This is a genomic window from Erythrobacter sp., assembly GCA_019739335.1.
Lineage (GTDB): Bacteria > Pseudomonadota > Alphaproteobacteria > Sphingomonadales > Sphingomonadaceae > Alteraurantiacibacter.
Map to the genome: position 1 here is coordinate 2,407,203 of CP073261.1, position 13,437 is coordinate 2,420,639.

Genomic DNA, 13,437 nt, shown 5'->3' on the forward strand with positions numbered 1-13,437 from the left:
TCCTCAGCTTGATTTGGTGGTGGAGCGCGCATCGCGGGCGGCGGCGGACTTGCCGTGGCTGGACAGGCCCAGCGCGACCGAGACCAGCGCTTCCTGCTGCGCCTGATGGCGTTTGGCGAAACCGGTGGCGGGGGAGGCCGATTCCTCGCGCCCGGCATAACGCGGACGCATGGCCTTGTGACCGGCGGCGATCAGCGCGTCCTCGATCCGGCTTTCAACGAAGAACCACGCACCGTTGTTCTTCGGTTCTTCCTGGCACCAGACGACTTCTTCCAGATTGGTCATCCGCTGCAGGCGCACCGCCAGCGGTTCGCCGGGGAAGGGATAGAGCTGTTCGATGCGGACGATGGACACGTCATCGAGCCCTTCGTCGTCGCGCTTTTCCATCAGGTCGTAGGCGACCTTGCCCGAACAGAGCACCAGGCGGCGGACCTTGCTGTCGGCAATCTCCACCTTGTCCGAAAGGATGCGGCGGAAATGGCTGTCGTCCATGAACCGGATCGCGTCGCTTTTGGCCATCGGATGGCGCAGGAGGCTCTTGGGTGTCATGATGACGAGCGGCTTGCGGAACGGGCGCAGCATCTGGCGGCGCAACACGTGGAAGTAGTTGGCCGGGCTGGTGATGTTGCAGACCTGGATATTGTCGTTCGCGCACAGTTGCAGGAAGCGTTCGAGCCGCGCCGAGGAATGCTCCGGGCCCTGACCTTCGAAGCCGTGCGGCAGCAGCAGCACCAGCCCGTTGGCGCGCAGCCACTTGGCCTCGCCCGCCGCGATATACTGATCGATGATAATCTGCGCGCCGTTGGCGAAATCGCCGAACTGCGCTTCCCACAAAACCAGCGTTTTCGGATCGGCCATCGCGAACCCGTATTCGAAGCCGAGTACGCCGTATTCGCTCAGCGTGCTGTCATAGACTTCGAACTTGCCGTGCGGCAGGCTGGCGAGCGGAATGTATTTCTGCTCGCTGGCCTGATCGATCCAGATCGCGTGCCGCTGGCTGAACGTGCCGCGACCGCTGTCCTGCCCGGACAGTCGCACGCCGAATCCTTCGGTGACAAGGCTGCCGAAAGCGAGCGCTTCCGCCGTCGCCCAGTCGATCCCGGTGCCGCTGGCGAACATTTCGCGCTTGGCATCGATCACGCGGGCGAGCGTCTTGTGGATTGCCAGATCGCCGGGAACGGTGGTGAGGGTGCGACCGAGGCTATCGAACAGTTTCTTCGGGATCGCGGTATCCACGTTGCGGCGCGCGCTTTCGGGATCGGCCGGCTTGTGGAGCCCGCTCCAGCGACCGGCGAACCAGTCGACCTCGTTGGGCAGGTAGCTCTTCGCAGCTTCGAATTCGCCTTCGAGATGTTCGATGAAGGCCTGGCGGATAGCGGGCGCAGTGCCCGGATCGATCACGCCTTCGCCCAGCAGCCGTTCCGAATAGATGTCGCTGACACGCGGGTGCTTGCCGATCGCATTGTACATCAGCGGCTGGGTGAACTTTGGTTCGTCGCCCTCGTTGTGGCCAAAGCGGCGGTAGCACCACATGTCGATCACGATGTCGCGCTTGAACATCTGCCGGTATTCAACAGCCAGCTTGCAGGCGAAAGTCACTGCTTCGGGATTGTCGCCGTTGACGTGGAGGATCGGCGCCTGCACGCCCTTGGCGACGTCGCTGGGATAGGGCGAATTGCGCGCGAACTTGGGGCTGGTGGTGAAGCCGATCTGATTGTTGATGACGAAGTGGAGGCAGCCGCCGGTATTGTAGCCGCGCACGCCCGAAAGGCCGAGGCATTCCCATACCACGCCTTGGCCCGCAAAGGCCGCGTCACCGTGGATCAGCACCGGCAGCACCTGTTCGTGCTGGCTCAGATCGTCGCGCACCGCCTGCTGCGCGCGCACCTTGCCGAGCACCACGGGATTGACCGTTTCGAGATGCGAGGGATTGGGCACCAGGCTCATGTGCACCTTGATCCCGTCGAACTCGCGATCGGTGCTGGTGCCGAGATGATACTTCACATCGCCCGAACCGCCGACATCGTCCGGATTGGCGCTGCCGCCGGAAAATTCGTGGAAGATCACCTTGTACGGCTTGGCCATCACGTTCGCGAGCACGTTCAGCCGCCCCCGATGGGCCATGCCGTAAACGATCTCGCGCATTCCGAGCGAACCGCCGTACTTGATCACCGCTTCCAGCGCCGGGATCATAGATTCCCCGCCGTCGAGCCCGAAGCGCTTGGTGCCGACGTATTTCTTGCCGAGGAACTTCTCGTATTCCTCGCCCCGGATCACCGCCTGCAGGATGGCCTTCTTGCCTTCGGGAGTGAACTGGATCGTTTCTTCGGGCTTTTCGAACTTTTCCTGCAGGAAGCGCCGTTCCTCGGTATCGGCGATGTGCATGTATTCGAGGCCGACATGCCCGCAATAGGTGCTGCGCAGCGCGGCGTAGAGATCGCCGACCTTGACCCATTCGAACCCGAACGCGCCGCCGACATAGACTTCCTTGCTCTCCTGCCCGGCAAAGCCGTGCCAGGCGAGAGTAAGCTCTTCCGGCTCGTTCTGGTGCGAGAGGCCGAGCGGATCGAGATCGGCGGCCAGATGTCCGCGCACGCGATAGAGCCGGATCAGCATCATCGCGCGGATCGAGTCGCTCGCCGCCGCTTCGATGCTCGCGGCATCGACGGGCTTGCCCACCTTGGCCGCCGCGGCCTGCACGGCAATCGCCATATCGGTCGGGTCCATCGCCGACGCGAGATCGCCCGCCGCCTCAGCCAGCGGCCAGCGCGGATTATGCCAGCTCGGCCCCGCCTGCGCGCTTTCCTGCGACGGCAGCTCGGGAAGGAAATTGCGCGGTTCGTTACCCATTACCATTCCTCATGAGGAGGGAGCGTGCGAGAGCTACGCCAGTTCCTTCAACAGCGCATCGAGCGTGGTGCCCAGTTCGCTGGGCGACTGCGCCACGCGGATGCCTGCGTCTTCCATCGCCGCGATCTTGCTGTCCGCATCGCCCTTGCCGCCCGAAACGATCGCGCCGGCATGGCCCATGCGGCGGCCGGGAGGAGCTGTGCGGCCGGCGATGAAGCCGACCATCGGCTTGGAACGACCTTTAGCCGCTTCCGCCTTGATGAATTCCGCTGCTTCCTCCTCCGCAGAACCACCGATCTCGCCGATCATGATGATCGACTTGGTCTCGTCATCGGAGAGGAACAGGTCGAGCACGTCGATGAAGTTTGTCCCGTTCACCGGATCACCGCCGATGCCCACCGCGGTCGTCTGGCCGAGGCCCACTGCGGTGGTCTGGTGCACGGCTTCATAGGTCAGCGTGCCCGACCGCGAGACCACGCCGACAGTGCCCTTCTGGAAGATCGAACCCGGCATGATGCCGATCTTACATTCGCCCGGTGTCAGGACGCCGGGGCAGTTGGGGCCGATCAGGCGGCTCTTGGTGCCGCTCAGCGCGCGCTTGACCATCACCATGTCCATCACCGGGATTCCTTCGGTGATGCAGACGATCAGTTCGATCTGCGCTTCGATGGCTTCGAGGATCGAGTCCGCCGCGAAGGGTGGCGGCACGTAGATCACGCTGGCGGTCGCCCCGGTTTCACGCGCCGCTTCGGCCACGGTGTTGAACACCGGCAGTCCGATATGCGTAGTCCCGCCTTTGCCGGGGGTGACACCAGCAACCATCTGTGTCCCGTAATCGAGCGCCTGCTGGGTGTGGAAGGTGCCGGTATCACCGGTCATGCCCTGGGTGATGACCTTGGTGTCTTTGTTTACGAGGATGCTCATGGATTTCCAGCCTTATCAGTTTTGGCGTCGCGCCCGCGCACAAATGCAGTGACGACAATAGCCAGCGCAATCACGCAACCGGCCCAAAAGGGAAAGAATACAAACAAAATGTAGCCGTGCGGACCCATCCCAATATAACTTAGAAGAATTATGGATCCGGCCAGAAGCAAAAAGCCAACCGCAATCGCTCCTTTTGCGCGAGCAAAACGGAAAACAAGCAGCACCACAATCAAAGGAACTGCGCCACACGCAAGCACGAATAGGAGGGTTCGGGCGTCCATTACCCCAGCGAACTATCAATCGCCTTGCAAGCCACCAGCAGTTCCTCAACCGCCTCGACGCTTACCTTGAGGTTGTTCGCTTCCTCGTCGGACAACGAAATCTCGATCACGTCCTCGATCCCGCCCGCGCCGATCACGCAGGGGACGCCGACATAGAGACCGTCCACGCCGTACTTGCCTTCGACAAAGGCCGCGCAGGGCAGGATGCGCTTCTGGTCGCCGAGGTAGGCTTCGGCCATCGCGATGGCGCTGGTGGCGGGGGCGTAATAGGCGGAACCGGTCTTGAGCAGGGCGACGATCTCGCCGCCGCCCGAGCGGGTGCGCTGGACGATTTCGCCCAGCCGCGCTTCATCCACGCCCTTGATCTTGGCCATGTCCGCCACCGGAATGCCGTTGATCGTCGAATAGGACAGCACCGGCACCATCGTATCGCCGTGCCCGCCGAGCACGAAGGCGTTCACGTCCTTCACGCTCACGCCGAATTCCCACGCGAGGAACGTGGCGAACCGCGCCGAGTCCAGCACGCCCGCCATGCCCACCACCTTGTGGGTCGGCAGGCCGGAAAATTCGCGCAGCGCCCACACCATCGCGTCGAGCGGGTTGGTGATGCAGATCACGAAAGCATCGGGCGCGTGTTCCTTGATCCCTGCGCCGACCGACTTCATCACGCCGAGGTTGATGCCGAGCAGGTCGTCGCGGCTCATCCCCGGCTTGCGGGCGATTCCGGCGGTGACGATGATCACGTCCGCCCCGGCGATATCGGCGATGTCATTGGTGCCCATGACATTGGCATCGAAGCCTTCGATCGGCGCGCACTGGTTCAGGTCTAGCGCCTTGCCCTGCGGCATGCCTTCGGCAATGTCGAACAGGACGATGTCGCCCAGCGCGTGCTTGGCTGCGAGGTGGGCGAGCGTGCCGCCGATCATGCCGGCGCCGATGAGCGCGATCTTCTTGCGTCCGTGAGTATGGGCCATGGGGTAACCTGAAGTCCTTTGTGCCTCGGGCGCATCCACAAGGTATTCCGGGCACTCAGCCATGCGCCCCGAAGGGGCCGCGCGCCGGATTCGACGCTTGCCCTAGAACCGCGAAACCGGCTTTGCAACAGGGTTTAGCCAATTGTTTTTGCAAACAGTTCGCAGTAGCAAAAGGGTCGCGATTTGCCGCATGGAACACAGATGGCAGCGGTATAAGGAGACTTCCCTAGCTGGCCAGTTGACGCGGGTTCCACAAGTCGCCTTCGGCCAGCCGTTCCGCTTCATCGGCGAGCATGAGCATGGCCGTATAGTCCGGCACGGCGCGGCTGAAGTGCCAGCCCTGGCCGAGCGTGCAGCCCGCCGCCTTCATTGCGCGGACCTGTTCGATCGTTTCCAGCCCTTCTGCCACCACGTTCATCCCCAGCGTCTGCCCCATTTCGGCCATCGCCCGGATCACCGTGTCGCTGCGCGCATTGCTGCCGGGACCGGAAACGAGGCTGCGATCCACCTTCAGGGTGCGGAACGGGTAGAGATGCAGGTGCCGCACCGACGAATAACCGGTTCCGAAATCGTCCAGCGCAAACCGCACGCCGTGGCGGGCCAGCGTGTGCATGAAGGCGGATGCGTCCTGATCGCCCTGCGCGAACAAGGCCTCGGTCACTTCGAGTTCAAGCCGCGCCGGATCGAGCCCGGCCTCGTTAAGTGCGGAAAGGATGCCGAGCGCCGAGCCGGGGGCCACGATCTGCACCGGGGAGAGATTGACGCAGAGTGTTACCTCCGCCGGCCAGCCCGCAGCGATCCGCGCAGCTTCTGCCGTCACCCAGTTTCCCAGCGCCACGATCAGGCCGCTTTCTTCGGCAACCGGGATGAACTGTGCGGGGTGAATCTCGCCCTTTTCGGCATGGAACCAGCGCGCTAGAGCCTCGAAGGCGCGGATCCTTCCGGTGCCCAGATCGATGATCGGCTGGAAATAGATCGCCAGTTCGTCGCGTTGCAGAGCCGTCCGCAGGTCGGACTCCATCTCCTTCTTGCGCGCCACTTCGCGGGTCATCGCCCGGTTGAAGAACCGCGCAATGCCCTGGCGGCTGGCCTTGGCGTGATGCAGGGCCAGGTCGCTCGCAACGATCAGCTTGTCGGGCGTCTCCGCATCATCGGGGAGGAGTGCCGCGCCCAGACAGGCCTGGCTGACAATCCGGTGGCCATCGACCCGCATCGGTTTGGCAATGGCTTCGCCCATCTGCGTGACAATCGCCTCGGCTTGCCCGCGCGCGGGGACGGGGACTGCGAGCATGAATTCATCACCGGCCAAACGCCCGAGCGCCGCGCCTTCGGGCGCGCTCTGCACCATCCGCTTTGCCACGGTGCGCAAAACCTCGTCACCCACCGGATGGCCCAGCATCTCGTTGGTCTGCTTGAAGCCGCGGAGGTCGATCAGCAGCAGCAGCAGTTTTTCTTCGGGCAGCAGGTCCATCGCCATCTGCGCCAGCAAGAGGTCGAAGCCGATGCGATTGGCGAGCCCCGTCAGCGGATCGTGGCGCGCCTGTTCGCGCAGCATTTCGGCCTCGTCCCTTGCCTCCCGGGCGATCTGCTGCTGTTCGGCAATGGCCTTGAACACCGCCTTGATGGCCAGCGCAAACCCGAGCCCGACCGCAAGCACGGCGAGCAACCGGGTCGGGAGCGAAAGATCGGTCAGCGCGATTGTCCCGCCAAAAGGGAGAAGGCCAAGCAGGGCATAGGTCCAGCACGACCATGAGCGGCCCGGTATTTCAGGGTTTTCCGATGCTTGCGACATGACCGCCGATTACAGCAAAGCGAGATCACCCGGTGGTTACGCGATACTCGGTGGCAACCCTAACAAACGTTATTGAAATTGGTAATCTATTCCTGCCTGTCAGCCCGCCGAACTGGTGATGGGCGACACAATGGCACGGGCCATCCGCCGGTCCAGCGCGCGGCACACTTCCAGCCACCATTCGAAGGTCTGCCGGTCCCCCGCGCGGCCCGCGGCAATTGCCTGCTCGCGGGCGTGTAGTGCGGCGGCGATGCCGTGCCTGGCGAAGTGGCGGAGTGCGGCGGAGAGGTGGGAGTTTCCAGGACTTCCGCCGTTGTCGTTCGCCGCCACCGGATGGCAAGCCTGCACCCGCGCCGGTGTCATCCGGACGCGGCAGGCAGCAGGAGGGGCGGCAAAGCGGATTGACATGAGTAGGGGTCCTGCGACTGACAAAAGGTTGGCCGCAGATGCGACTGTCAGCTCATGTAAAATCAACCCGCTAAGCGAAGGTGTGACAGCATGGTTGCCACTTTCTTAGCCTTGTTGGTCAGGCCTCAGGGGCGGGTGAGCCAGCGCCCGCTGTTGGCATATTCGCTGCGCACATCGCCGCTCTGCGGAAGGATGTCGGAGCGTTCTTCCGCCACTTGCGCAGGAGCGGCTGTGGGAATGGCATAGCTGGACGGTGCCGGAGCAGGCGCGGCATAGTCCGCCATCACCGGTGCTTCCACCGGATCGGGAGCTTCGGGCGTGGCAGCGCGGGAGCGGGCCGGGGCAGGCTCGGCCCCGGCGTAACCGGAGCGGAAAGCGGCAGGCTGGCCCGCCGCACCTTTCCAGCGGTAGAAGATATGCGCGCCGATCACGCCCACGGTATCGAGGCTGCTTGCCCAGTAGGGATTGACCGCAAGCGTGTGGTAGTGCGTCGCCGTGCCGACGGGGGCATAGACCACGCCTGCCAATGACTCGCGCGCGATGCGGCTGGCGCGGCTCCAGCCCGATTGCGATGGCGTGCGCGCCAGCGCCCCGTCGCAGGTGAAGGTGAACTGGCAGCCGGTGCGCCGCTCGCTGCCCTGATAGACCACGCCGCACACGGTGTTCGGGTAGGCCGGATGCGCCACGCGATTGAGCACCACCTGCGCCACCGCGCGCTGGCCGGCGTCGCTTTCGCTGGCGGCTTCGTAATAGATCGCCTGCGCCATGCATTGCTGTGCGCGCATATGATCGCGGTCGGAGCCGACGATCCGCAAGGGTCGCGCGGCGAGCGGGAGGTCGGCGATCCCATCAGCGGTAGCGGCAGCGGCGAACTGCGAACCGCCGATCACCTGGATCGGGCGATCCCACCCTTCGGCCTCGATCAGTTGCGGGGTGTCTTCGAGATAGTAGAAGGCCGAACCCGGAAAACTCTCCCCGGCAGTCTCGAACGGCATCGGCGCCACATCGGCGCTTTCCGGCCCCGGCTGCAGCGCGGCGATGGTGCCGGGAGCGGCGAGTGTCGGCACGGCAATCGCCACGGCCAGCACGCCGAGCTTCTTCGCCAGCGGCATCACCCGTTCGCGCAAGGGTGTGCGCCGCGTACGGAAATCGCGCCGTGGCGTGGCGGTCAAGGGCAAGGTGGAGGAGGGCTGCGACACCCCGCGTTCATAAGCCTATCGCTCCCGCCGGACACGCGCCACGCTGCCGCTGTATCGAAGCGGGACGGCGGTTAAGGCGGATTAACCCTGCCGCAGCGGGCCTTGTCGCCGCGCGGGATACGGCCTAAAGGCCGCACCACGTCATGGGTTGCCGGTGCTGGTCTATGCCAGTGCAGGCCTAAGAGGGAAGCGGGTACGATGCCCGCGCTGCCCCCGCAACTGTGACCGGGGAGGGCCGCTTCCACAATGCCACTGTGCCGGTTTCGACCGGTGCGGGAAGGCGGGGGCGGACCGATGATCCGGGAGCCAGGAGACCTGCCGATGACGGTCGTTCGGGCTGCGGGCGGGGTGTACCGACAGCTAACGGGAGAGCGCCATGTCCGGCGCTCCCTCCGTCATGAGCGGCGTTTCGCTTGTGATAGGAGGTTTCGTGTACAAATATCTGTTTTTCGGTGTTTCTCTTGCGGCGCTGTCTGCTGTTCCTGCGGTGGCTCAGGAAGAGTCCGACGTTGTAACAATCGCCGATGTCATTCGAACTGACGAAGCTACCATTACCGTCACCGCCACCGGCACCCGCATCGAGGTGGAAGATACCGGCCAAGCCATCACGGTGCTCGGCGAGGACGAAATCCGCAGCCTGCAAGGCCCGGACCTCACCCGCGTGCTCGAACGCGTGCCTGGCCTCGCGATCAGCCGCAACGGCGGGCTGGGCGGCTTCACCGGAGTACGGCTGCGCGGGGCGGAGGCCGAGCAGGTGCTGGTTGTGCTGGACGGGGTGCGGGTGGCCGACCCCGCCTCGCCATCGGGCGGGTTCGATTTCGGCAACCTGCTGAGCGGCAACCTCGCCAAGGTGGACGTGCTGCGCGGCTCCAATTCCACGATCTGGGGGTCCGACGCGCTGGGCGGGGTGATCGTCGCCTCGACCCGCGCTGCCAGCGAACTTGCCGCCAGCGCCGAATATGGTGCGGACGACAGCCTTACCGCCGCTGCATCGGGCGGAGTGTCGGACGAAGACACCGGCTTCCTCGGCGCATCGGCCAGCTATGTGCGTACCGATGGCTATTCCGCTGCTGCCAGCGGGACCGAGGCCGACGGGTTCGAACAATGGGTGCTGGAGGGCCACGGACGCTATTATTTCTCCGATACCTTCGAGGTGTTCGCGCGGCTGCGGCAGGTCGAGGGAACGCTGGATATCGACGGCTTCCCCGCGCCCACATATTCGCTCGCCGATACCGACGAGGTGCAGGACACGCGGCAGACCTTCGGTTCGGCGGGTGCGGTCTACGACAGCGGGCCGCTGTTCGTGCAGGCCAGCTACGCCTTCGCCGATACCGCGCGCGATAATCTGGACAGTTCGGGCGCAGAGACCTTCACCAGCGAGGGCCGCTCGGACGTTGTCTCGGTGCGCGGCGAATGGCGCCCGATCGGGCCGCTACTGCTCAACTTTGGCGCAGAGAACGAGTGGACAAGTTACGAAACTTTGTTCGAACCGGGCGATAACACACGGATTTTCGGCGCCTATGCGCAAGGCGGGATCGAGTGGCGGGGGATTTCCGGCCACATCGGCGCGCGGTTTACCGATCATGCCGATTTCGGCAGCGATGTCAGCTTCGGCGCGGATGTCAGCTACGAAGTGGCGCAGAACTGGCGGCTGCGCGCGAGTATTGGCGAGGGGTTCAAGGCTCCCAGCCTGTTCCAGTTGCTGTCCGATTTCGGCAATGCTTCGCTCACCCCCGAACGCGCGACCAGCTTCGATCTCGGCCTAGCCTATGGCGATCGCGCGCTGTTCCACAACTGGCGCAGCCCCTATTACGGCGCAGTAACGCTGTTCCGCCGCGATACGAGCGACCAGATCGCCTTCGTTTCATGCTTCGGGGTCACCGGCGGCATCTGCACCGATCGCCCCTTCGGGACTTACGACAACATTGCCCGAACCCGCGCGCAGGGAGTTGAAGCGGAATTCCGCGCGCGGGTGGCCGAGGGTCTGGTGTTCGGCGCGGCATATGCCTTCACCGACACCGAAAACCGCGCCACCGGCAACAGTCTCGCCCGACGCCCGCGCCATGCTGCGACGTTGACGGGCGAATGGCAGGCAACATACTCGCTGACGCTGGGCGCGGATGTGCGGATCGTATCCGACAGCTTCGACGATGCAGGCAATTTCGTGCGACTGGATGGCTACGAGGTGCTGACCTTGCGCGCGGCTTTCGACGTGTCGGACACGGTGCAACTGTTCGGCCGGGTCGAGAATGTCTGGGACGAACAATACCAGACCGCCGCCGGATACGGCACGCGCGGGCGCGCGGCCTTCGTCGGGGCGCGGTTGGCGTTATGAAGCTGGCTCCTGCCCTGTTGCTGGTGCTGGGGGGATGCGCGCAGACACTTCCCCCGCCGCCGCTCCTGCCGGAACAGCCCACCATCGTGAGCCTGAACCCCTGTGCCGATGCGATCCTCGCCGAAATTGCAGCGCCGGGGCAGGTGCTGGCGCTGTCGCACTACAGCCACGATCCGAGGGCCAGTTCGCTGCCGCAGGAGGTGGCGCAGCGCTATGCGACTACGGGCGGGACGGCGGAGGAAGTGCTGGCGCTGGCTGCCGATGTGGTGGTGGCGGATACCTTCCTTGCCGCTTCGACCAAACGGGCGCTGGAGGACGCCGGCATCCGGGTGGCGCAGATCGGGATAACCGCTTCGCTGGAGGATAGCCTCGCGCAGATCCGCCAGCTCGGCGAAGTGACCGGGCAGTCCGCGCATGCGGAGGCGCTGGCGGAGGAAATCGCCGCCGCATGGGACGCCGCGCGCGCGGCAGGTCCACAAGTCGATACGCTACTCTGGCAGTCCGGCGGGATCGTGCCGGGCGAGGGCTCGCTGGCTTTCGCGCTGCTTGAACAGACAGGCTTTGCCAGCCACTCGGCCGCGCGCGGGCTGGGGCAGGGGGCTTACCTGCCGCTCGAGCAGGTGCTCGCCGAGCCGCCGCAACTGGTGATCGCGGCGGGGGACGAGCCGATGCTGCATCATCCGGTGTTCGCGCAGGTTGCCGGGGTGCAGCACGCCACACTCGATCCGGCGCTGCTCTATTGCGGCGGGCCGACGATCCCGCGCGCGCTGGCAAGGTTGGGGGAGATACGCCGAGACTTCACTTCTCCCCTCCCGCTTGCGGGAGGGGCTGGGGGTGGGCCTGAAGCAGGGCCAGAATCGCACAACAGGCCCACCCCTAACCCCTCCCGCAAGCGGGAGGGGAACCTCTAATGGTTCGCCCGATCCCCCTCTTCGCCGCGCTTCTAACGCTGGCAATCCCGCTATCGCTGCTCGCGGGGCGGGTGTGGCTCGATCCTTCGGGCGAAACGGCCAACACAACGTTGATCCTTGCCGAACTGCGCCTGCCGCGCGCACTGCTCGCCATTATCCTCGGAGCGGGGCTGGGTGCTGCGGGCGCTGCCATGCAGGGTTACCTACGCAATCCGCTCGCCGATCCCGGACTGTTCGGCATTGCCCCCAGCGCTGCACTCGGCGCGGTGATGGCGATACATCTCGGCATGGCGGGCACGCTGCTGCTGCCCGGCTTCGCGCTGGCGGGAGCGGGCGGGGCGATGGCGCTGCTGGGACTGATCGCCGGGCGCACCGCCAGCCCCGCAAACGGCATTGCGCTGTTCACGCTGGCGGGGATGATGATCGCGAGCCTCGCAGGCGCGCTGACCGCGCTGGCCATCAGCCTCGCCCCCAATGCCTTCGCCATGAGCAGCATCGTCACCTGGCTGATGGGCGCGCTGACCGATCGCAGCTGGGACGACGTCTGGCTCGCCGCGCCGCTCACGTTGGCGGGCATTCTGGTGCTGTGGCGCGCGGGCCGTGCGCTCGATGCGCTGACTCTGGGCGAGGCGGCCGCGCGCTCGCTCGGCGTCGATCCGCGGCGGTTGATGGCGATAATGGTGCTTGGCACCGGGCTGACCGTGGGCACCGGCGTGGCGGTGGCGGGGATCATCGGCTTTGTCGGGCTGATCGTGCCGCACCTCGTGCGCCCGCTGACCGACAGACGCCCGTCGAGCCTGATCGTGCCCAGCGCGCTGGCGGGAGCGCTGCTGCTGCTGGTGGCCGACGTAGTGTGCCGCATTCTGCCGCTGGTGACGGAACTGCGGCTGGGCATCGCGCTCAGCCTGATCGGTGCGCCGTTCTTCCTGTGGCTGCTGCTGCGGATGCGGAGAGGGCTGGCGTGATTCTCGCCTGCGAAAACCTGTCGGTGCTGCGCGGCGACAAGCGGGTGCTCGACTCCGTCAGCGCCGGTCTGATGCCCGGTGACATCACCGCCATCTGCGGCCCCAACGGCGCGGGAAAATCGACCTTGCTGGCGGCGCTGGCCAACCTCGTCCCGCCCGAAGCAGGCACGGTGACGCTGAGCGACAAGCCGCTCCCGGCGATGCATCCGCTCACCCGCGCGCGCAACATCGGCTACCTGCCGCAAGCGGCGGAAATCGCGTGGGACGTGTCGGTCGCCAACCTCGTCGCGCTGGGCCGCCTGCCGCACCGCGACAGGGGTGAGGGGGAGATTACGCAGGCCCTCCACGCTTGCGATCTGGAGGGATTCCGCGACCGCCCCACCTCGACGCTGAGTGGCGGCGAGAAGGCCCGCGCCCTGCTGGCGCGGGTGCTGGCAGGAACGCCGCAATGGCTGCTCGCCGATGAGCCGCTGGCGGCGCTCGACATCGCGCATCAGCTGGCGATGCTGCGGGTACTGCGCGATGAAGCCGAGTCAGGCTGCGGGGTTGTGCTCGTGCTGCACGATCTGGCGCTGGCGATGAACCACGCGGACCGGGTGCTGGTTCTGGAACAAGGGCGGCTGGTAGCCGACGGCACTTCTCCGGAGGCTTTGTCCGAGGAAGTGATCGCGCGGGTGTGGGGCGTTGAGGCGCGCTGGATCGGTGCAGCAGGTTCGCGCGCTCTGGCTTACTGATCTGCCCGGGAAATTCGCGTAAGACGCAGAAAAGGGGCCGGAATTCTCACTCCGGCCCCTTCGA

General features: G+C 65.3%; 11 protein-coding genes and 1 riboswitch. Of the genes, 4 read left to right on the plus strand and 7 right to left on the minus strand.

All coding sequences use genetic code 11. From position 1 onward, the window contains the following. Nucleotides 1–3 precede the first annotated feature (3 nt). The 7 genes from JY451_11905 to JY451_11935 form a co-directional block, all read right to left on the minus strand. Nucleotides 4–2,850: a 2-oxoglutarate dehydrogenase E1 component gene (locus tag JY451_11905; GenBank protein ID QZH74381.1), complete on the minus strand. Its 2,847-nt coding sequence runs from the start codon at nt 2,848–2,850 to the stop codon at nt 4–6. 33 nt (nt 2,851–2,883) lie between these two features. Further along, the gene (gene sucD, locus JY451_11910; GenBank protein QZH74382.1) at nt 2,884–3,774 is read right to left on the minus strand and encodes a succinate--CoA ligase subunit alpha; all 891 of its coding nucleotides are present in this window, start codon (nt 3,772–3,774) and stop codon (nt 2,884–2,886) included. After that, nucleotides 3,771–4,055, minus strand: coding sequence for a hypothetical protein (locus tag JY451_11915; GenBank protein ID QZH74383.1), 285 nt, complete (start codon nt 4,053–4,055; stop codon nt 3,771–3,773). The genes sucD and JY451_11915 overlap by 4 nt, the downstream gene beginning before the upstream one ends. Further along, nucleotides 4,055–5,029 carry a malate dehydrogenase gene (mdh, locus tag JY451_11920; protein QZH74384.1) on the minus strand — a complete coding sequence of 325 codons (975 nt, stop codon included), beginning with the start codon at nt 5,027–5,029 and terminating at the stop codon, nt 4,055–4,057. The genes JY451_11915 and mdh overlap by 1 nt, the downstream gene beginning before the upstream one ends. A 226-nt stretch (nt 5,030–5,255) precedes the next feature. Beyond that, nucleotides 5,256–6,821, minus strand: coding sequence for a bifunctional diguanylate cyclase/phosphodiesterase (locus JY451_11925; GenBank protein ID QZH74385.1), 1,566 nt, complete (start codon nt 6,819–6,821; stop codon nt 5,256–5,258). A gap of 99 nt (nt 6,822–6,920) precedes the next feature. Beyond that, nucleotides 6,921–7,229 carry a hypothetical protein gene (locus JY451_11930; GenBank protein ID QZH74386.1) on the minus strand — a complete coding sequence of 103 codons (309 nt, stop codon included), beginning with the start codon at nt 7,227–7,229 and terminating at the stop codon, nt 6,921–6,923. Nucleotides 7,230–7,354: 125 nt separating this feature from the next. Then, the gene (locus JY451_11935; protein QZH76704.1) at nt 7,355–8,341 is read right to left on the minus strand and encodes a cell wall hydrolase; all 987 of its coding nucleotides are present in this window, start codon (nt 8,339–8,341) and stop codon (nt 7,355–7,357) included. A 222-nt stretch (nt 8,342–8,563) separates the two neighbouring features. Beyond that, nucleotides 8,564–8,766, plus strand: a riboswitch (cobalamin riboswitch). 92 nt (nt 8,767–8,858) lie between these two features. Here JY451_11935 and JY451_11940 point away from each other — a divergent pair. The 4 genes from JY451_11940 to JY451_11955 are packed head-to-tail and all read left to right on the plus strand — an operon-like array spanning nt 8,859 to nt 13,373. Next, entirely contained in the window at nt 8,859–10,763 is a 1,905-nt protein-coding gene (locus JY451_11940) for a TonB-dependent receptor (protein QZH74387.1), read from the plus strand. Continuing rightward, on the plus strand, nt 10,760–11,674 hold the full coding sequence (locus tag JY451_11945; protein QZH74388.1) for an ABC transporter substrate-binding protein: 915 nt from the start codon (nt 10,760–10,762) through the stop codon (nt 11,672–11,674). The genes JY451_11940 and JY451_11945 overlap by 4 nt, the downstream gene beginning before the upstream one ends. After that, on the plus strand, nt 11,674–12,639 hold the full coding sequence (locus JY451_11950; protein ID QZH74389.1) for an iron ABC transporter permease: 966 nt from the start codon (nt 11,674–11,676) through the stop codon (nt 12,637–12,639). Before JY451_11945 ends, JY451_11950 begins: the two co-directional genes overlap by 1 nt. Further along, nucleotides 12,636–13,373, plus strand: coding sequence for an ABC transporter ATP-binding protein (locus JY451_11955; GenBank protein QZH76705.1), 738 nt, complete (start codon nt 12,636–12,638; stop codon nt 13,371–13,373). The genes JY451_11950 and JY451_11955 overlap by 4 nt, the downstream gene beginning before the upstream one ends. Nucleotides 13,374–13,437 lie beyond the last annotated feature (64 nt).